This is a genomic window from Paenibacillus sp. OK060, from assembly GCF_900101205.1.
Classification (GTDB): domain Bacteria; phylum Bacillota; class Bacilli; order Paenibacillales; family Paenibacillaceae; genus Paenibacillus; species Paenibacillus marchantiae.
The window spans coordinates 107,550-127,930 of the sequence record NZ_FNFR01000001.1 but is presented as its reverse complement, the minus strand read 5'-3'; the positions used below and the strand labels follow the sequence as shown (position 1 = coordinate 127,930).

The window sequence follows — 20,381 nt, the reverse complement described above, 5'->3', positions numbered from 1 at the left end:
CTATGCCCTGAGCGGAGCTGATTATGTCTCTCCTGCCCAAGTCTGCCCTCATTATAAAGACCGAATAGAGCATTTTCCATGCAACGATCTTCCGATCCATAACGCGATTTAACTCAACTTTACCCTGTAGGTACGTCCTGCAGATGTAGGGAAGCTTATGATATTTGAATCGGTTTCCTCCGTTTCAAGTACGCTGCCGTCAAGCGTTACCACAACTGGGCCTTCACCTCTAAGCACGCAGTCCCGGCCCAGATGAGAAGTGATGTACGCTTCTACGAGTTGTCCGTTGTCCCACCGGATACTGACCTCAAATCCACCTCGGGCACGCAAGCCGGAAACGTTGCCCTGTTGCCAAGCATCCGGCAGTGCAGGTAGCAGTTCCATATAAGGACGGTGAGATTGCAGCAGCATCTCGGCTATCCCGGCAGAGGCCGCGAAGTTGCCGTCGATCTGAAACGGAGGATGTGCGTCCAGAAGATTCGGATATACACCGCCATGGTTGTATTGTTCCGACGCTCCATCTCTGACCAGACGCAGCATGTTGGAGAGCAGATGCAGGGAACGATTTCCTTCCCTGAAACGGCTCCAAAGTGCAACACGCCATCCCAGGCTCCAACCCGTGCTTTCGTCTCCCCGCCGCTCAAGGGAGGTTCTGGCGGCGACAAACAACTCTGGTGTCTCTTCGTCCGAAAGCTGTCGACCCGGATACACGCCTACCAGATGCGAGGTATGCCGGTGGTAAATGTCCTCATCCTCATAGTCCTTCGCCCACTCCTGCAATTGGCCATATTTCCCGACTTGCAGCGGCAGAAGGCGTTCGCGAATGCTCACCAGTTCTTTTCTGAAATCCAGGTCCGCTCCAAGGATTTCCGAGGCTTCAATACAGTTGGTGAACAACTCCCAGATTAATGAGATATCCATGGTTGAACCCGGACTGACCGCTGCTACACCTTCCGCTGTCCGGAATTTATGCTCCGGCGAAGTTGAAGGCGAAGTCACAAGGTGACCGCTACCATCGTCAATGAGCCAGTCCAGTGCGAACAGCGCAGCTTCCTTCATCACTGGATACGCGGAATTCCGCAAATACGTCTCATCTCCGCTGAAGGCATAATGCTCCCATAAATGCTGGGTCAGCCAAATACCTCCCATCGGCCAGAAAGCCCAGCTTGGATCACCGTCACCATAATTGCCCACCGGTGCCGTCTGTCCCCAAATATCCGTGTTATGATGCGTGGTCCAGCCTCGGGTACCATAGTTGACCTGTGCGGTCTCAACGCCCTTCTTCGCCAAATTGCTGATCAAGTCCAGCAATGGCTCATGGCATTCAGCCAGATTGCATATTTCAGCCGGCCAATAGTTCATTTCAGTATTAATATTCAGCGTGTAATTGCTGCTCCATGGAGGACGAGTTACTGCATTCCATATGCCCTGAAGATTCGCAGCCTGCGTTCCCGGACGGGAGCTTGCGATCAGCAAGTAGCGCCCATAATGAAAGAGAAGCTCCACAAGCCCCGGATCCTCCGCCCCATAGGTCGTAATCCGCTGTTCAGTGGACATCTGCTCCGGAGCAGGTGAATTCCCCAGCTGAAGCTTCACCCGATCGAAGAGCAGACGATAATCCGCAATATGGGAGTCAAGCAGGCTGTCATATGGCTTGGCTACCGCCTCATTCAGAAATGAACTTGCAGTGAAGGAAGCATCTTTCCCCTCGACTCCCGGAATGGCATCCATACCATTAAAACTTGTTGCCGCACTGAAATAAAAAGTTGCCGTTGTCGCACCCAATACATGAATTCCACTGCCATCTACCGTTACCTGTCCATCCTCTGTCTTCACCGCTAGCTGGCCTTCAAAGACCATGCCCTTGTTATTTCCCGGATCACCGTATCGGATCGGCTCATCGCTTGCAACATAGCTGGGATCGACATGTTCAGGGGCCGTTCCTTCCATAACAAAGCGGCCTTCCCTCACACTAGTCACATGCCGAAGCGGGCTAACCAGTGACGCATGTACATTCAACGCACCTTCCACACTCGCAGCCAGCCGTAGTACAAGTACCTGATCAGGATGCGACGCAAACATTTCACGGGTATATATAACATGGCTAATCTGATATTCAAGGCTGTGCACTGCATGTTCTACATCCAGCGTCCGCTTGTAGGAATGGTAGATGTTCCCGTGCTCAAAACGCAGGAGTAAATCCCCGAAAGGCAGATAGGACTGGGTATACGGACCCAACATCTCTTTGGTCAGCATGTCCGCTTCTGTATAACGTTCCTCCTGTAACAGCTTGCGGACCTTTGGTAGAGCGTCCTTTGCGCCAGGATTACTGCCGTTCTTCGGATAACCGGACCACAGCGTGTCCTCATTCAAGCTGATTTTCTCCTGCTCCACCCCACCAAAAATCATACCGCCCAGACGGCCATTACCAATGGGAAGCCCTTCGGTCCATACATGCGCAGGTTTGTCATATTGAAGTTTCATGTGCACTCTCCCTCATGATTTCTCAATTGTTAGTCAATTCCTTCAGGAACATTAGTGAACGTATTATCCGCAATGTCAATCTCGCTGCAGGCGATTGCATAGACTGCTTCTTCAACGCAGGATAACTTTCCTGTCTCGCTGGAGGAACATATTTTATTCGACTTGAAAACCAACCCACGAGTGGATTTGGCGCTTAGAATCGGGACATCACTGCAAGTTTCGAAACGGTTATTCAGGATAACGACCTGTCGGTGGACCGGAGCGCTCTCATCAACCACCACATTCTCCGGGGATATGAATATCACGGGATGCTCACTGCCGCCACATTCAATAAAATGGTTATCGGAGATCGTCACATCCTCTACCCTTCCGGACTCATACCAGGACTCCGCATCCACCGCAATCAAAATAGCATTCATGGACATGCGTTCAAACGTATTCCCGGTAATTAGCACTTTCCGATGAGTCGTTACGAGGATGCCTCGTGTTGGTACTCGGGCAAAATGATTATTTGTAATTTCCACTTCAGGTGTCCAGGTTACATTCTCAATGACATCATAGCTGCCAATACCGTCCGGTACCGGATGAGCAAGAGTCAGCAAAAGCTCACGAGCACTTAAACGCTCAACCGCAACCACATTGTTGGAGGCGTAGGTCGTCAACGAACCGGAACGGACAAATTCGATTTCATCACCAGGATAAAATGCTGGAAGCCCATACGTCTGGGGATGCATAAATTGAACCTTCACGCAATCCACTGCTGGCTGATCTACAATTCGTAAATAGGTACCGTGGACATTGACAGGATCATCATGCGAACCGGAAAAAGAGCTGTCCCTTACGGCAACCTTACCTCTGCAGCTGGAGATGTGCAGAAAATCCGCAAAGCCGGCAACCGTACGTTCCGTTTCGGTACGGGGAGCCAGGTTCATCCGTGAGAAGGTCAGATTTGTGCTGAACTGTCCGACGACCCCGAGTCCGTGCAGAAAATGCAGACTCACGTCTCTCCATGTTATATCCGAGCATTCGGTCATAAAAGCTCCAACTTGATCACGAATGCCATCGCGGTTTTGTAGCACATGACCAGGGACCACATCAGGTTGAAAATCAAAATGCAAACGGATGGTTATGGGCTCAAGCTCTTCCACAGATTGGGCCAATTCCAGCCAATTGTCGATTCGCCAGGTTGTATTCCGCAATGGATCATAGGTTTGCATAGGACCTTCCGCAAAACTCCAGCCTTCACCGAGCCAGGTTAGCTTGTTGTCCCGAATCTGATAACGGGAATCGGGGTGAACCCGCGCATCGAAATAATGCTTTCCGCTTGCGATAATCGTCATCTCCGTCACCGTCGGCTGGTAATAGTCTGTACGCAGGTTGCGAATCTCTACATTGGTGCATTTGTCCAGCAAAAACAGGGTCTGTTTGCCGTGGAAAATAAACAGGGAGCCGTTGCCCTCCAGGGTTACATCGTTCATCCCTTTCAGCAAAATGGCAATGGTCTTGGTTACGTCTGGATTCTCTTCTTCACTCGTCGTATTGGAGATATAATAAGGCGCCCGAATCGCCTCCTCCGGGTAGAAATGATATCTGCCTCTCGCACAGTCCAGCACCACCGGACCAGAAATTTCGGCCGCCGCCTGAATGGCACGAGCCATGGCTGGCTGGGTGTCCAACTCAGAGTCAGGCACAGCGCCATAATCCGTCAAACTTATCGTCGTGAAATTCGTGATATCTTCTTGTTCTGTCACAGAAATGATGATCCCACCCTTCTTGGTATGTAACACATCCATTGCTTCTTCTCTATCATCACATATACTCCATCATCATACTTCGCTTCTGCCTAAATACAAGGAAAATCAGGTGCCGGTACATCATAGGCACCTGATTCCGATATCCCTCTTAATTACTTGCTTGTATCATATGCTTTTTGCAAAATTTCTAGATAACGATCGAGCTTCAGGTTCTGTAAACCTTTCACATAAGCATCCCAGTCCTTATTCAAGTCCTTGTTGCCTGTGATGAATTGCAATTCATTTTGCTCAATGTAGTTTCTGATGTTGGTTTGCAACAAACTGGCTTCGTCAATTTCGTTTGGATCAATCCAGACGGACCAGATCGGGAACAGCTCTTTCGGCTCATGCCCTTCGTACAACAGCGATGCGTCATATAATCTGCGCTCATAACCATTGGATGCATAAATATCTGTGCCTTGAACGAAGGTATCACGATATTCTTTTGGCATATAGAAGTGAGCCATACCACTCCAGCCCGCATTACGTGGTGCCTCACCCTCAGCCATAGGGATTTGTTTCACTACAGGTTTAACGTCTTTACCCAGTGCCACATCACCTTCCACCGGGTCAGTCCAGTCAATCCCCTTCATACCGCTTGCACCGTTCGTTTGACCTTCTGGTGTGAACATGTAGTCAACCATTTTGATCAGGGCAATTTGCGCTTCTTCACTTGCCTTGTTTGTGATTACAAATTTCGCTCCTGGAGATACACCGCCCGCATCATGCGTCGCATAGGACACACCCTGTGGTCCAGAAATCGGCGCCAGCGGGTTATAGTGCGCCGAGCGAGTATTGCCTTCGTCAATGTTCACGAAAATTGCGGGATGCATAGCTGCACCAGCACCCAAAATTTCAGCGTCAGCATTTTCACCGATTTTCTTGAACGCTTCTGCATTTTGTGTGAATGCGCCAGGGTCAATCAGACCTGCATCAAAGAGGGACTTAATGTAAGTCAATCCTTCTTTCCATTCAGGTGTAATTGCCGCAGATTGAACTTTTCCATTTTCCATTTGCAGGTAGTTTCGGTCATCATCATAGACAAATGCATTCATCAGGAACGGAATAATTCGTACGCCGAACTCCTCTATGGAACCACTCAGAGGTACCTCATCTGCTTTGCCGTTTCCGTTCGGGTCCTGCGTCTTGAAAGCTTGCAGCACGTTTTTGAATTCTTCGGTCGTCTTTGGCATTTCCAGATTCAGCTTTTTCAGCCACTCGGTATTAATCCACATCTTACTCGGGTAGGAGCAGTGGAAACATTCCGTATATGCAACAAGTCCATAGATATTGCCATCAGGTGCTGTATTAAGCGTTTTCAAATTAGGGTTCTTCTCCATAGCTGCTTTGATGTTGGGAGCGTATTGATCAATGAGATCGTTCAAAGGAACGAGCACACCCTGCTTGCCATACTTCAGCAGATCTGCCTGAGAGAATTGGTCTATATAGTGGGTTAGCAGATAGGCATCAGGATAGTCGCCGCTTGCCAGCGAGATTTGCCGCTTTTCCTTGGCTCCATCCGATGGGTTGATCTCCCAATTGAATTTGATATTGAATTTGTCTTCCACAAATGCAGTGAATTTATTGGTCGGAATATCAATGCTAGAGTCCTGAACCGCGAACACGCTGATATTCACCTTGCCGCCCTCTTCCGAGCTCCCCGGTTGTGCTGTAGATGAGCTACCATTGGAACATCCGCTCATGACAACTGTGAATGCCACTACCAGCATCAATAACGTTACCATACTTTTCTTCAAATCTGATCACTCCCTTTTTGTAGTTTACCAGTTGAGACGATGGTACCTTGCGTATGAACTGTCTATATCTTCTTTCTCCATACACCGAATCTAAGGATCAACCTTTAACAGAACCGACCAGCATCCCCTGTACAAAATGACGCTGTACAAATGGATAGATGACAAGTACAGGCAAAGTGGCGACCACAATTAACGAATATTTTAACAGTTCGGTAAGCTGCTGTCTTTCCACCATTTTCGCGACGTCCATGGCACCCGAACCATTATTTTGAATGATGATACTTCGCAAGATGAGTTGCAGCGGGAACAGGTCTGCCGATTTGAGGTAGATCAGGGCATCAAAGTACGCATTCCACTGCCCCACAGCATACATGAGAACCAGCACGGCGATGATCGGCTTCGATAACGGGAGTACAACACTCCAGATAAATCGCATATCACTACAGCCGTCAATTTCACTGGCTTCCAGAAGCTCCCCCGGAATAGAAGATTGAAAGAACGAGCGAGCAATAATGACCTGCCATACCCAGATTGCATTCGGGATCAGTAACGCCCAGCGAGTATCAATCAGATGAAGCTGCTTCACAACCATATAAGTCGGAATCAGCCCACCACTGAAAATCATGGTAAAGGTAATGATCATCATCAGGGTGTTCCTGCCGAAAAAGGTTTTGCGTGACAACGGATAAGCAATCATGATGGTTAACGCTACACTGATCAGGGTACCTGCGACCGTATAGAAAATGGAGTTACCATAGCCGATGAGAATCTCAGGTGTATTAAATAATGCCTTGTAACCGTTGAAGGAAATATCTACGGGCCAGAGCCATACTCGACCGGAAGTTACTGCTGCCGGGCTGCTGATTGAGCTGCTGACGATAAATATCAGTGGGTAAATGACCACCAACGCCACGATACTGAGCAAAATGTAAATTGTAATCAGAAACGTTTTGTCCACAGCGGACTCTTTAATCTTGGTTTGAACGTTTGCAGCCATAGGTGAACTCCTTTCCTACCAAATGCTATTCTTAGTAACTCTCTTCGCCAAACCATTCACCGTAACCAGTAAGACCAGATTGATCAGTGAGTTGAACAGCCCCACCGCAGTTGCGAAGCTATAGTTGGCATTCAACAGGCCGACTCGGTAGACATAAGTTGCAATGATTTCAGAATTAGCCAGATTGAGCGGATTCTGTAACAGGTAGACTTTCTCAAAGCCAATCGCCATGACATTTCCGACATTCAGGATCAAAATAATGACAATGGTTGGCACCAGCCCTGGCAGATCCACGTGACGGATTTTTTGAAAACGCGAGGCCCCATCGACTTTAGCCGCTTCGTACAATGTGGGATCGATTCCGGCAAGTGCTGCCAAATAAATAACCGCACTGTAGCCCGCAGTCTGCCAAATGTCGGACCAGACATAGATCGAACGGAACATGCCCGGCTCACCCAGAAAATTCACGGAATCCAGCCCAAAGAAGTTCATGGCGATGTTCACAAATCCAAGCCGTGGTGCCAGGAACAGCATAATCATGGACACCATCACGACTGTTGAGATGAAATAGGGTGCAAAGGATACGAGTTGGACGAATTTCTTGAACTTGGCTCCGCGTACCTCATTAATCATGAGTGCGAGCACAATCGGAATTGGAAATCCGGCCAACACTAAATAACCGCTAAGTAAAATGGTGTTCTTCACCAGGGTCCAAAATAATGGGTTCTCAAAGAACAGACGAAAGTTTTGAAAACCAACCCAATCACTTCCCCATATCCCCTTGATGACGTTATAGTCCTTAAAGGCAAGAACCGCATTGATCATCGGATAATACTTGAAGATGAGAAAAAATAGCAAGGGCGGAATCACCAGTAGGTGTAACTGCCAGTGCTTCATCATTCTTTTGCGGGCATTGGTCAGAAAACCAGGTGCCTTCGGCTGTGTTGATGTCTTGTGATTTAATACGATTTCCTTCTCCAGAACAATCCCCCCTTACTAGCTGTCTGCGATGCGTAAATTATGATAGCGCTTTCTTGATTCTGATCATAGTCGATTTTGATGTCCTATAAACAGGTACACCTGCGCCGTTACACGTACAGTTATCCTGTTTTTGGGGGCACACATCCGCAGTACGACAGCCATTTTTCCATTACGGAGGCGTATTCGCAAAAAAAGACCGCATTGTCCGGAACACGGACAACACAGTCTATGGGTCTTCCTTTCATTTAATCGTCAACCGATTGTCTATACACACTGGGCGAAACGCCATTCAATCGTTTGAAGGCCCTCCTAAAGGAGTGAGAACTATTGTAACCTACCCGTGACGCAATCTCGTCAACAGTATAATTGCTCTCTTTCAACAAAATCACAGCCTGATCCATTCGGACTTTGATCAGGTGATCGGAGAAATTAACCCCCGTAAACTCTTTGAACAATTGAGAAATGTATTTCTCAGGCCGCTCCACATGCTCTGCCACCCGATACAGAGTCAGCTCTGTATCTGAATACATTTTCGCAGTATATTCCTTAATCTGTTTGATGATTTGAATATGAGCATCCTTCTTCTTGTTTGCAATAACGGAGCAGAGCTCTTCCATGATCTCATAAAACTCAGCTTTGATCGTTTCGAGCGGCTCCGAGGAACCAATATCAATGACCCGCCGTTTCACATTCTCGATGGAGGCATATTCCGTAAACGCCTTTTGATCCAGCAACTTGAGAAAAGTCCCCTTCATTTCTCCAACAAGTTGATGCTTCATTTCCATGGACAGTTCCCGCTGCTCCATGTTCTGCACAATGATTGCATCGACAATCCGTTTGGCCTCTTCAAGTTCTCCTGCACGAATGGTGCCAATCAGTCGCTGCTCCGAATCCAGCGGGTAATAATACGTTGTATTTTCGGTTTGGGCTTCGTTGTTCCACATCATACCTTTTTTGTTCATGTAGACTGCATACTCCAGCGCCTGATTGGCCTGATCAAAGGAAAGGCTGACCTCTGTCAACGATGTGAAGAGATTTCCGAATCCTGACTGGATGGTGATCCTGTATTCATTGAACACATACTGTGCCAGATTCTCCATGATATGCGTGATATCTTCCTTTTCACGATCCAATTCGGAGTCGGTTTCCTTGGAAAAGAACAGGATGACCACTTTATCCGAACCCATATCGGTCATCAGGACATCCACGTCCAGTTCAGCCAAAGCCTGCTTCAACAGTAATCGGGAGGCATTCAGTTCATTCAGGATCTCGACGCTGTCCATACTGGCATAACCCTTAATCTGGACAATTCCAGCATATCCCGTGCCTTGATACAAATTAATATCTGCCTGTTCGGCAGCGGAAAGAATCTCATCCCGCGATTTGAATTCGCCGGAGATCAGCCGCTTCAGGAAGGCATCCCTGACCAGTGGGAGCTGGCGATTTAATTCGGATTCAAGCAGCTTGTTCTTGGTGAGCATAGCAGCGATATTTCCACTCAAAAAGTCAAATTCATTTTTGGGAGCCGATTCATCCTTCCCAAACTGCTCTTTCATTACACTTAACAGTCGATTGATTGGAACGCTGTTGCGATAAGCCAGCACAAGTCCAACAATCAGTCCGATGAGCAGTGTGCCGCCCGTAATCAGCATCGTCATCCCCTTGATCCTGTTTGCATTCTCCATCAGGACATGACGGGGAATACCCGCCTGGTATACCCATCCGTTCTTATCAGATCTTGTAGTGATCACGAGATCATCCCCATAGAACTGGCTGACTCTGCTTGGGTCAAAATGAGAGTCCGAGGCCATTTTCACCATCTCGGGCTCAGAGCTCCCTTGCAGTGCAATGGTATTGCCCTCCGCATCGCTGATATGAACCCAGCCACCGTATCGGTCATTCAGGCTGGACAACAGACTAAGAATCATTTTCTCGTCAATGATTACAACGGCGACAGCCGGTGAAGAATCATTGAAGCTGTCCAGAGGCAATGACTGCATATATGTGATTACCGAAGTCTGCTTCCCCCTACTAACATAGGAACTAAGCGGTTTAATCTCACTCCGGTGGGTCTTCCCCAACACGTCCTTCATCCATTCTTCCAACGAAAGATCGTTATAACGAAAATCAGTATAATAGTGATTCGGTCTGTAAGAAGAGCCCGGGGTCAAAATTAGATTGTAATTCGCAAGATAAATATAATAATTTTGCAGAAAATCATTGGTCTGTCCAAAGGTCAACACATTCTCCATCGTTCTCCATATTCCATATACGTTGGTTTCGTTGTCCCTTTCATTCATCAGAACGTTCAGTTCCTGATTAACTGCAAGCTGTCGGGTGAAGCCCTCCACTTCCGCCATGCGGCCCTCCAATATTTCCTGGCTTTTCTGGAGTTGGGTAACACTATTCTCAATGGAAATGGACTGTGTTACGGAGATGGAAGTTAGATAAGACATATAACCGCCAATGCTGGGTATAACCAAAATGATCACGTAGGAAATTAAAAATTTACGAAAAACATTGGAATATTTAATGGGTAACCCTCCTCCCCCTCCTTGAGGTATTGGTAGCGTTATCAAAGATAATAATATTTTCCGGGTTAGTCAATTGTTTTATCTCATTCTTCAATCGTGTTTCATTCGGGAATGAATAAAAGGCAACGATAAAAAGACGATTATCATTGCTTTTTTTAACATTTCCGAAGTTCTTTGGTTTGAGATGATAACTCCTTATCATTCAGAAAAAAGGGGCCGAGATGGCCCCCCAATCCTAGTTTACATCATTTCTTCTTTGGTTCTTCCACCTCTGATCGGGCTTTTACAACCTGATCGACGGATGCTGCTTCAACATCGCCAAAGGCCCAGTGTGTGGAAGGAACATCCTTCCACTGTGGCTGCGAAACGTTCGTGAGCGGTGCTCTGCCCAAAGCTCTGTTGATTGCTACAACGGCTTCCGCTCTTGTCAATAAAGCATTCGGGCGAAAAGTTCCATCTTTATAGCCTTTCAGAATGCCTGCGCTTTGCGCTTTCAAAATGGCTTCCTTGGCCCAGTGGCTGCTGATATCAGAAAATCCATCGCCTGAATGCTCGGAATCCGGACCGAGAAGGGCTACGAGAGTGGCCATCTCCGCACGAGTCAATGGCTGATTTGGCTTAAACGTCCCATCCTTATAACCATTCATCAACCCCATCTTGCTTACCTTAGCAATGCCGTCGGCTCCCCAATATTCTGACTTAACGTCACTGAATACAACAGCAGATCCTGTGCCTTCTTTCTCAGATACCATTGCGAGTATGGTTGCCATCTCTGCACGGGTGAGCTTGTTATCCGGCTTGAACAACCCGCCCGGATATCCTTGAATATACGCCTTGTACGGAATATCTTGACCACCCTCTGTTCCTGTTGTCCCGTCTGTATTTCCAGATTCAGGAGCTGGCGCAGGCACAGAAGTGTCTGAAGGCTGGACGACTGGAGTCGATGGTCCACTTGGATTGGATGGACCACCTGGATTCGACGGATTCGTTGGTTCACCGTTTCCAGTAGGGACAATAAACTTCAGTTGATCGGCCAGCATGAGCTCACCGGATTTCTTCACAGCTTTGAGTGTATGCTGGCCTTTTGCCAGTCCTGAAATGCTATAAATCTCCTGCTGAATCTGCCGGCTTGGACTGTAGGCGTTCACGGTCTGCACCAGCTGTCCGTCTACATAAATGTCCACTTCGCCCTGTTCTGGTCCAGTCGGTGTAATCATACTTATTCCAGTGCCCTTGAAGGCGTATTCGAAAGAATCCCCGTCCACCACCGTGGAATGCACATCATTGAGATAATCACCGCCGAAGGCAAAGCTGAGGTTCAGCGTCCCCACTGACTGCGCAGCAAGATACGATTTTTTCAGTGTAACTCGGTTCCCTGCAACTGTATAATCGGACCCCGGAACCAGATCAAGTGATCCGTTAGTAATACCACTGAAGCTTTCCACCTGTTGCAGCAGCGTCACATCAATGTCCGTCTGAGCGGAAGCTGACTTTTCGAAATCCGCGGTTACCGGATTAATTAGATTCGGAAGCTCAACTTTGAGCATATCGAGCAGCATGTACTCCCCCGATTTCTTCACTGCCTTGAGCGTGTGCTGCCCATCCGGCAGCCCCGATATGCTGTACAGGTTCTGCTGTGCCAGCCGACCGTTACGATGGGCGCTGACTGTTTCCTTGAATTGGTCGTCAACATAGATATCCATGTCTCCCTGTGACTGGTCAACCTCCGTAAATAACTGGATCCCCGTTCCCTTGAAGGTGTATTCAAAAGAATCATCGTTTTTTTCGGTATACTGCACATCGTCCTTATAGTCACCCAAACCTCTGCCAGTGCTTCGTGACCAGGAGCCGTTGTACTTGATTGCCGGATCGTCGTTATTGATCATTATAAATCGAATGCCCGTAGTATCGCTGATCCTTATTGCCAAAGACTGGGGATCACCCGCGCTAAAGATTACGTTTAGACTCGTTGTCCCTATAGGCAGCTGCGTGAGGTACTGCTTCCTGATAGTCAGCTTGTCATTGACCACCGTGTAGTCGTCATCACTGAGCAGCACCCCGTCATTTTCAACGCCGGTCAGCATATTGCCGTTCAAGGACAGCCTCACGGTGACATCCTTCTGTTGCTCCGTCTCCTTGTCAAAGTTTGCAGAGGTCGGACTAATGGTGCTGTTCTGCCCTCCATGAGGAATTTCCATGGTTACTCTAAGCGCATCCAGCAACATATACTGGCCCGAGCCCTTGACCACCTTCAAGGTATGTGGGCCGTTGTCCAAATCAAGTTTGCTGTACAAAACCTGCTGGACTTCCCTTTCTCCACTGGTATAGGCGTTTACAGTTTCAGGTGCTCCATTATCGAGGGTGACAATCATGTCTCCTTGGTCTTTATCCTTCTCCGTCAGCAGTTCAATGCCTGTGCCCGTGAAACTATACTCAAAATAATCGCCGTCTTTTTCAGTAAAATGCACATCGCCATTGTAATCACCGTAACTTCTGCCGGTATTGGAGTTCCATGAGCCCGTGTATTTAATACTGCTGTCATCATCATTAATGTAGACCTCATTGGTAACAGTGGCATCTTCCACGGAGATTGAATTTGCAGCATTGTCAGCTTCAGCGTCCAAGGCACCCCCTTGACTGCTATTCGCTGGACCAGTGCCAGAGGAATCCGTAATCCCTATGCTCAGATCCTGTCTCCCATCTGTCTGCTCCTTGCCCCCGTTGCGCTGCCAATCCCCGCTATAGAGCATGCCTGTATCATCGTCATTGACGGCTGATGTGCCGTTCAGTGCGGTTACTTTAAGCATCCGGGAAGCATGGGGTTCTAGCACGCCGCCACTGAATTCATGATTAAAATTCCCCAGCTCGGAATGGCTCCAGAGATCACGGACAGAAGCCGGACCGTTGAGGCCAAGATCGCTCCATTTGACTTTAACCTCCGCACTCTGGTCGCCCAAATTGAACAAGGCTACACTGTAAGTACCATCTCCGTTATTGGCAAACCAAACCTGCTGCTTGGTCTCCATGGAAACCGGATGGCCTGGACGTCCGGCCTGATTGACGGCAATGACTTCGTCATTCGTAAGCAATTCCAATCCATAGCTGTCCAGCCTTGTTAAATCATCACCTGTATAAAGCGGTGCTGAAGAGATAGACCAGAAGGTCGTGGCCGTTTGCCGCTCAACCTTGGTCAGACCATCCATCGAGCCATTCCCGACATTCAGTGAATCGAAGTCGTTCCAGCCTCCGGGACCTGCATCCCGCCACCAGAGGGCAGCGATGGGGAACAAGCGGGAAATACTCGACCATTCGGTCAATCCCTTACTGCTGTCGTAAGCTTCAACGTCCCAGTCGATCCTCCAGCCGTTTGCATACTTTTTCCAGAAGTCCACGTAATTGTGATCAAGCGCCCAGGAAAGCTCAAACCAGATGTTATTTCTGTCCAGGGCTTTGGACCATGCCTCCACATCACCACGTGCATCCCGGCTCAGATTATTGATTCCCGATCCTGGCGTCACACTGTCGAATTTGACAAAGTTGATACCCCACTCGCCAAGAAGATCCGCGATGGAGTCAATGTACTTCTGTGAGCAAGGGTTCGAAAAATCAATTTTGTACGTGTACGAATCCCAAGCATCCATAACAACGAGCGGTTTTACTGCAATATCTTGCATACGACATGCCCCGCCCGACCCATAAACCTCAAGATTTTTATCATAGGCGGTGATTGATAATCCCGGAATCAGATAGATTCCGATCTTCTGTCCGTTATTATGGACGTAATCAATGACCTCCTGAAATCCATTTGGATAAAGAACAGTACTCGGAATAGGACGGCCGTATTCATCTTCGTCACCGTTCCAGCCAGCATCAATATTAATGTATTCATATCCATGGGCTTGCAGCTTCTCACGCATGGCGTCCGATTGCTTCTTTATACTCTCGGCCGATGTCCAGTTACCCGGCCCGTCATATACCTGCATGCTGTAACTGCTCCAACCCATATACGGCTTTTGGGCCAGACTCTTATCTGCTGCTTGTGCCACATTACCTGTCGTTCCCATAATCCCGAACTGCACCGCCGCAATCATAAATACCATGAAACACATTGCCATCCTTTTTCCGATTCGTTTCAAATTATCCCTACCCCCTCTGAATTTGGTCATTCAAATTCCTGTTGATAGCGCTTCCACACGAGAAGAGAATAGTGGATGAGGCATTCCCAAGATAGGTACAATTCGGTATTTTACGTACAATTAACCTGAAATATAGGGGCAAACCGTCGCAGAACAAACATATTTCCATTAATGGATAAATAAACAAATGGAAACTTCATTTTTGCTCAAGCCGAGGGAATGGGTTGAAAAGAATCAGGAAAAGCAAAGATCAAAATCTGTAAACAAATAAAAAAGGTTCCTAGAGTGGCAGCAATGCCATTCTAGGAACCTTTTTAGTGTTACATATGATGCGGTCGAGAGGACTCGAACCTCCACGGGGGTTAGCCCACACGGACCTGAACCGTGCGCGTCTGCCAATTCCGCCACGACCGCGTATGTCTTATCTCCGAGAAATTATATCGCGGCGACAAGAGATAATATATCATGTGCAGGTAATTAGTGTCAACAAAAAAAATATAATTTCGCCTTCAATGATAAAGCTTTTTATAAATTATATCTTTGAAGGCCAGTTGCCATACCAGGCATACCCGCCTCTTCTTTCCTTATCGATATCGCTGAGTTTGTATTTCACAACCCCATCACGTCCTACGAAGATCGGTTTATCCGTTCCAATTTCGTAAAAACGTGCCCAAATTGGCGATGCACCTGAATCAGCTACGAGTTTGCTATCTCCGTTTTCTCTGACATACTTGTATCCTGTAATTTTCACGTTGTTGAACCAGGCTTCTGCCGCTTGAATGGAAGCCTTAATTTTCGAGTTCGACGGTCTTGTTTTCAAAAACTTTACAATCGTACTGCTCTCTCCAGCACTTAGAGAAGGCACTTCATATATCCTTGCTCCTGCAGGTTTTAGGGAGCTGGAATCATGCTGCTGTCCCCATGCAGTCAGTTTACCATTTGCTACAACCTGTGTATTGAGAATAGCATCTACACCTTTGGCAACTGATTTTTTACTGCGATCCGCAAGAGAGCTGTCGATGAATGAGAAATCACCTTTACGTGCACCTACTTCATCCAGCATGTACATGACATTAATCATGGCATCGTCGTTGAAGGTAATGTGTTTGTGATAGCCTGAGCTCTGGTATACTTGTGGCCATCCTCCATTGGAGTACTGCATATTTAACAAAAAGTTGATTCCTTTGATGGCAGCAGCCGAATATCGCGGATCATTTGTCTTTTTAAATTCCTTGGCTAATCTTCTAATTTCTGAGTATGTAGCTTTATTATCAATCGTAGATTTGGCCCACTCACCACTTGTTTCTTTGTAATCCTTCTTCCATCCCCCGTCAGGACGTTGATTCTTCAAAATATCTGAGATACTTGCTGTCGTTCCAGATGCGTCTGCAGCAGATACCTTAGCAGCAGGCTGAAATACCATTCCGACAACAGAGAAAATCATTGTACATGCCATTACCAAAGATGCAAACCTTGCTTGTGCCTTCAACATCGTTTAGAACACTCCCCAATTCATTTTCTGCAAACTGTTTTCCTTGAGCGTCTCCCCTCCTTATATTTGTTTTTAAACTCAAACTATTTCTTTTCATCCAATAAGTGGATTATACAAAAAGAATTCTATGCAAAACAATGAATTTTGTCAATAATTGCAACAATATGTAACAAATTCTTTGTCTTAACCTATAGGTATCGTCTAATCGAAATGTGAGAAAGCCAATAAATTATCCAATTTTTCTCCATTTGAAACAGTAGTTACTTTTTTGTCATCTATTAAAACCCAATATTCGAGTTATTTCTACATAAATAGCGATAATTCCGTTAACATTGAGATGATAAGAAGTGTTCAAAATCGGTTTGACATTTTCGCATTTATGCAATATAGTTTCAAAAGGTTACAAAAACTTAATTATTCATTTGCCGAGTTTCATGTTTGAAAACGGGGGAACCATTTTGGGTGAATTATTCTTATACATAGGAAATATAGGGAACCTTCTACCGAACCCTTAGCTAACTCCGTAGGCATCGAAGGGAGAACAAAAATTTTGAAAAAGCTTATCATCTCCATTTTTGGAGCAGCAGTTCTATTTACATCCGGTGCAGCAAGCACAGAGGCAAGCAGTATTAACACCGTCGTTAACAACATGACTGGCATACCTTACAAATGGGGCGGCACAACAATGGCCGGATTTGATTGCTCTGGATTTATGAGATATATTTTCAACAAATATAGCATTGAATTACCACGCACTTCCCAGCAACAAGCTAAGGCCGGAACTCCGGTATCCAAAGCTAATCTGCGTACTGGTGACATGGTATTCTTTAATACGATGGGCAATGGCATTTCACATACAGGTGTATATATCGGGGGCGGACAGTTCGCTCATGCTTCAAGCAGCAAGGGTGTCAGCATCACACAATTATCCAATCCTTACTTCAACGATCGTTACGTAACAGCACGCCGGGTAACAGGACAATTTATGTATAACAAAATGCTGGGTAAAATATAAGTTTGATTTGATATAGCGCAAAGAGGAGGCTCCGGGTGAATCCGGGACCTCCTCTTTGTTTGGGGCTTTTGTTTACAAATCCGGTGTGCTGTAGACTTCTATACTTAATGTAAAGCCTTCTGTACTCTCATTGCACCCTGAGACAGCGCATGGCCTCCGCCTACCGCTCCAGCCACAGCAACCGTCTCCATAATCTCCTGATCGGTCGCTCCTTTGGCACGTGCCTCTTCCACATGGTAAAACGTACATACCTCATTGTTCGCAAACAGTCCAATACCCAGCGCAATCAGCTGTTTGGTCTTGGCATCAATCGCCCCTGCCTGAAAGCATTCTCCAGTGAACTCATGATAAGACTTCACCACTGCTGGTAGCACATCGCTTAATTCACCAATCTGATCTTTATAGGCATGAACCTTATCATTCATCAGTGTCATGGTTACCGCACATCCTCTCGGCTGATATGTTACAAGCTCTCACTGTACCTATCTTCTCTCCCGAGAGGTGTAATTATGCCAAAACATCCATGGTAAATGAACCTAAATAGGCATGTCCTATTCTTCGAGCAGGCTCTCGCGTGGTTCGCTGAACAATTGATATCGGTAATTCCGATCAAGCTTGACCACACGACGATTCTGACGGCGAATGAGTACCTGCTCCCCGTCCCAAGCCACTACAATACCTGTCACATCATTGGACTGAATCTCGTCCCGTACTACCCTTACTTTTTCACCCGATAAACGCAGTGCATCCAATTGTGCATCACTGATCATATTTATGGCGCCTACTTTCCCAAAAAAATTATTTACAAAAAGAGACCTAAATGAAAAGTCATTTAGGTCTCACGTGACTGTATTGGACTGTCATGTCATTCGAAAGTATGTCCCGACTGAAAGTTACCGCTGCGCGTGCTCCTTGCTGTCGTTCTTCTCAAACCAAAAATCAAGCACTTTGGCGGACATCACACGTTCTTCAAGGTACTCCACTTGATGCGGTGTAAATTGTTCTTTCCAAGCGAAGGACAACTCTTCGCACAAGCCTACAATCGTCAGCAATTCTGACCAGGCAACGTAGCGTTTGTACCAGAAAAATTGAGGATGTTCAATCATATAGGGATAAAGGTCATCGAATTCCGTATGTTTACAATCCAGGGCACGCTCAAAATGTACTTTCGATTCCGCCAGCTTATCAATAAAAAATTGTTCTGTTGCCGGTTGGTTACCCATGGTGTTGCCTCCTCTCCCTAACATAACCCCATTATAAATGAAATCAGCGGTCATGCAAAGGCATTGTTATAAAAATAGGCACTTTTTCCTTTAAAAAGTCACAATTCGTTATCGTCAAATTGCACGGTGCCATCGTTCAGTGAACGAATGCGCACCAACGCTTCAACCGGGATACCCTGCTCACGAATAGTGCGCGCTCCGGCCTGAAAACATTTTTCGACCACGACACCGAATCCGACCAGTTCCGCACCCGAACGTTCGATAATTTTGATGACACCACGAGCGGCATCGCCATTCGCAATGATATCGTCAATAAACAAAATACGGTCATTCTCATGAATATATTCACGGGACACCATAATATCTGTTACGATCCCTTTCGTAAAAGAAGGTACTCTTTCACAGTAGGCGTCGGGGTCAGCCAAAAGTGTTTTTTTGCGACGGGCAAATACCAGAGGAACACCCAGTTCATGTGCGGCAGCAAAGGCGACCGGAATCCCGGAAGACTCCACTGTAATGACCCGAGTTACACCACTCTCACGAAAACGAGCGGCAAATTCACGTCCCATTTCCATCGTCAATGCAGGATCAATCTGGTGATTCAGCAGACCATCCAGCTTCAGCACCTGATCTGACATGACTACACCTTCTTGTAAAATTCGTTGTTTCAATACTTCCATAATTTGACCTCCCAAGCCTATCCTATGACGTAAAAGTATCATAGATCCGGCTATCAGTTCAAGCGAAATTGCCTTTGCTCTTGTCCAGAGCATAGAAATGACCCTATGTCACACTTCAATTGTCATGACTTTGATGGGTCAAGCATACCTTGTACCATGGCACCCGCATGTCCAAACTATTCAGGGGCCTGAGAGGGGAAACGCATGAAACAGGCATTTCGGGTGCTGCAGATCGCATTTACATACATTGGAACGGTAGTAGGAGCCGGCTTTGCAACAGGACAGGAGATATTGCAGTTTTTTACCCAGTATGGCAAATGGGCCACCATTACCATTGGCTTATCGACCATGCTCTTTGTCTGGTTAGGTACAAAAATGATGCTGATTGCCCATGATACCGGCTCGCGCTCATACGAAGATCTCAACAAGCATCTATTCGGTCATAAAGCAGGAAACTGGATTACCTGGGTTACTCTTCTTATTCTCATCGGAGTAAACAGTGTCATGCTGGCCGGAGCAGGGTCGGTCTTTGTAGAGCATCTGGGGCTTCATTACCAGACCGGACTGATTGTTACCCTTATCGGTACATATCTGCTGCTTGGACGGGGCATTCAGGCTATTCTGCAAATGAACAGTATCGTAGTGCCAATGATGCTCCTGCTCTCTCTGCTTATGATCACCAGCACCATACATCATCCCGGCGCAAACCGATTTATTACATTAACCACGGACAGCAATCCAATCCAGGTCTGGTTATCTCCTCTGTTGTATACTTCATTCAACCTGGCACTTGCCCAAGCTGTTCTTGTTCCGGTGGGGAATCAGATTCGCAGCCGAAAGGTACTGAAATGGGGCGGCGTTCTGGGCGGGATTGGTGTAGGATTCATGCTTATGGCAGCCCACTTCGCCATGTCAGCCCAGATGCCTGGCATCACGCAATTTGAAATTCCAATGGGCAGCATTGCCTTTCAACTTGGATGGGTAGTCCAGTCTATCTATGTATCCCTGATTTTTATGGAAATCTTCAGTACATTTGTAGCCGATATTTATGGAATGACCCTCCAACTCAGACAGCATGTCCACGTACATCCCAAACTAATCATACTGGCCATCATGCTGCTATGTTATTCGCTTAGCCAGTTTGGGTTCAGCTCCCTGCTCTCTATCCTTTACCCCATTTTCGGCAGTTTGGCACTGGTCTGGGGTGCAAAATTAGTAATGGATCGATGGGGAAGCTTTCGAGGTCGTAACAAACACCTATAACAACGTATTTTTGTTGCGAAGCATCA

General features: G+C 46.8%; 15 protein-coding genes, 1 tRNA gene and 1 riboswitch. Of the genes, 3 read left to right on the top strand and 13 right to left on the bottom strand.

Annotated elements, in window-relative coordinates; translation table 11 throughout:
• Positions 1-108: 108 nt before the first annotated feature.
• The 5 genes from BLS14_RS00605 to BLS14_RS00585 form a co-directional block, all read right to left on the bottom strand.
• On the bottom strand, positions 109-2,484 hold the full coding sequence (locus BLS14_RS00605; protein WP_090948976.1) for a glycoside hydrolase family 95 protein: 2,376 nt from the start codon (positions 2,482-2,484) through the stop codon (positions 109-111).
• A 29-nt stretch (positions 2,485-2,513) separates the two neighbouring features.
• The gene (locus BLS14_RS00600; protein WP_090948974.1) at positions 2,514-4,277 is read right to left on the bottom strand and encodes a right-handed parallel beta-helix repeat-containing protein; all 1,764 of its coding nucleotides are present in this window, start codon (positions 4,275-4,277) and stop codon (positions 2,514-2,516) included.
• Between the two features lie 113 nt (positions 4,278-4,390).
• The gene (locus BLS14_RS00595) at positions 4,391-6,034 is read right to left on the bottom strand and encodes an extracellular solute-binding protein (RefSeq protein ID WP_063564772.1); all 1,644 of its coding nucleotides are present in this window, start codon (positions 6,032-6,034) and stop codon (positions 4,391-4,393) included.
• Between the two features lie 97 nt (positions 6,035-6,131).
• The gene (locus tag BLS14_RS00590) at positions 6,132-7,031 is read right to left on the bottom strand and encodes a carbohydrate ABC transporter permease (protein WP_063564773.1); all 900 of its coding nucleotides are present in this window, start codon (positions 7,029-7,031) and stop codon (positions 6,132-6,134) included.
• 15 nt (positions 7,032-7,046) lie between these two features.
• Complete coding sequence (locus tag BLS14_RS00585; RefSeq protein ID WP_143805411.1) at positions 7,047-7,931, bottom strand: ABC transporter permease; 885 nt, start codon at positions 7,929-7,931, stop codon at positions 7,047-7,049.
• Between the two features lie 159 nt (positions 7,932-8,090).
• On the opposite strand from BLS14_RS00585, the gene BLS14_RS32415 reads away from it, so the two are divergent.
• Positions 8,091-8,261, top strand: a complete 171-nt coding sequence (locus BLS14_RS32415; RefSeq protein WP_170867764.1) for a hypothetical protein — start codon at positions 8,091-8,093, stop codon at positions 8,259-8,261.
• Here the strand turns inward: BLS14_RS32415 and BLS14_RS00580 are convergent.
• From BLS14_RS00580 to pelA, 4 genes are all read right to left on the bottom strand, one after another.
• Entirely contained in the window at positions 8,258-10,504 is a 2,247-nt protein-coding gene (locus tag BLS14_RS00580; RefSeq protein WP_256336111.1) for a helix-turn-helix domain-containing protein, read from the bottom strand. The genes BLS14_RS32415 and BLS14_RS00580 overlap by 4 nt on opposite strands.
• Before the next feature lie 287 nt (positions 10,505-10,791).
• On the bottom strand, positions 10,792-14,646 hold the full coding sequence (locus BLS14_RS00575) for a X2-like carbohydrate binding domain-containing protein (RefSeq protein WP_256336110.1): 3,855 nt from the start codon (positions 14,644-14,646) through the stop codon (positions 10,792-10,794).
• A 366-nt stretch (positions 14,647-15,012) separates the two neighbouring features.
• Positions 15,013-15,096 (bottom strand) — tRNA-Leu (locus BLS14_RS00570).
• Positions 15,097-15,214: 118 nt separating this feature from the next.
• Positions 15,215-16,174: a pectate lyase gene (pelA, locus tag BLS14_RS00565; RefSeq protein ID WP_090948966.1), complete on the bottom strand. Its 960-nt coding sequence runs from the start codon at positions 16,172-16,174 to the stop codon at positions 15,215-15,217.
• 413 nt (positions 16,175-16,587) lie between these two features.
• Positions 16,588-16,719: riboswitch (cyclic di-AMP (ydaO/yuaA leader) on the top strand.
• A 5-nt stretch (positions 16,720-16,724) separates the two neighbouring features.
• On the opposite strand from pelA, the gene BLS14_RS00560 reads away from it, so the two are divergent.
• Positions 16,725-17,189: a C40 family peptidase gene (locus tag BLS14_RS00560; RefSeq protein WP_064639184.1), complete on the top strand. Its 465-nt coding sequence runs from the start codon at positions 16,725-16,727 to the stop codon at positions 17,187-17,189.
• Between the two features lie 104 nt (positions 17,190-17,293).
• On the opposite strand, the gene BLS14_RS00555 is transcribed toward BLS14_RS00560, so the two are convergent.
• From BLS14_RS00555 to BLS14_RS00540, 4 genes are all read right to left on the bottom strand, one after another.
• Positions 17,294-17,623: a carboxymuconolactone decarboxylase family protein gene (locus BLS14_RS00555; protein ID WP_062322073.1), complete on the bottom strand. Its 330-nt coding sequence runs from the start codon at positions 17,621-17,623 to the stop codon at positions 17,294-17,296.
• 117 nt (positions 17,624-17,740) lie between these two features.
• A complete protein-coding gene (locus BLS14_RS00550; protein ID WP_063564777.1) occupies positions 17,741-17,959 on the bottom strand; it encodes a hypothetical protein in 219 nt (72 codons plus the stop codon).
• Between the two features lie 123 nt (positions 17,960-18,082).
• Positions 18,083-18,412: a hypothetical protein gene (locus tag BLS14_RS00545; RefSeq protein WP_090948963.1), complete on the bottom strand. Its 330-nt coding sequence runs from the start codon at positions 18,410-18,412 to the stop codon at positions 18,083-18,085.
• A gap of 98 nt (positions 18,413-18,510) precedes the next feature.
• Positions 18,511-19,092 (bottom strand): xanthine phosphoribosyltransferase, encoded by a 582-nt coding sequence (locus tag BLS14_RS00540; protein WP_063564778.1) that lies wholly within the window; start codon positions 19,090-19,092, stop codon positions 18,511-18,513.
• Positions 19,093-19,296: 204 nt separating this feature from the next.
• Between BLS14_RS00540 and BLS14_RS00535 the strand changes: the two genes are divergently transcribed.
• Complete coding sequence (locus BLS14_RS00535; protein ID WP_063564779.1) at positions 19,297-20,355, top strand: YkvI family membrane protein; 1,059 nt, start codon at positions 19,297-19,299, stop codon at positions 20,353-20,355.
• Positions 20,356-20,381 lie beyond the last annotated feature (26 nt).

Coding starts and splice junctions, on each gene's coding strand:
- BLS14_RS00605 (WP_090948976.1), bottom strand. CDS start 2,484: ATGAAACTTCAATATGACAAACCTGCGCATGTATGGACCGAAGGGCTT.
- BLS14_RS00600 (WP_090948974.1), bottom strand. CDS start 4,277: ATGGATGTGTTACATACCAAGAAGGGTGGGATCATCATTTCTGTGACA.
- BLS14_RS00590 (WP_063564773.1), bottom strand. CDS start 7,031: ATGGCTGCAAACGTTCAAACCAAGATTAAAGAGTCCGCTGTGGACAAA.
- BLS14_RS00585 (WP_143805411.1), bottom strand. CDS start 7,931: ATGATGAAGCACTGGCAGTTACACCTACTGGTGATTCCGCCCTTGCTA.
- BLS14_RS32415 (WP_170867764.1), top strand. CDS start 8,091: ATGTCCTATAAACAGGTACACCTGCGCCGTTACACGTACAGTTATCCT.
- BLS14_RS00575 (WP_256336110.1), bottom strand. CDS start 14,646: ATGGTATTTATGATTGCGGCGGTGCAGTTCGGGATTATGGGAACGACA.
- pelA (WP_090948966.1), bottom strand. CDS start 16,174: ATGTTGAAGGCACAAGCAAGGTTTGCATCTTTGGTAATGGCATGTACA.
- BLS14_RS00555 (WP_062322073.1), bottom strand. CDS start 17,623: ATGACACTGATGAATGATAAGGTTCATGCCTATAAAGATCAGATTGGT.
- BLS14_RS00550 (WP_063564777.1), bottom strand. CDS start 17,959: ATGATCAGTGATGCACAATTGGATGCACTGCGTTTATCGGGTGAAAAA.
- BLS14_RS00545 (WP_090948963.1), bottom strand. CDS start 18,412: ATGGGTAACCAACCGGCAACAGAACAATTTTTTATTGATAAGCTGGCG.
- BLS14_RS00540 (WP_063564778.1), bottom strand. CDS start 19,092: ATGGAAGTATTGAAACAACGAATTTTACAAGAAGGTGTAGTCATGTCA.
- BLS14_RS00535 (WP_063564779.1), top strand. CDS start 19,297: ATGAAACAGGCATTTCGGGTGCTGCAGATCGCATTTACATACATTGGA.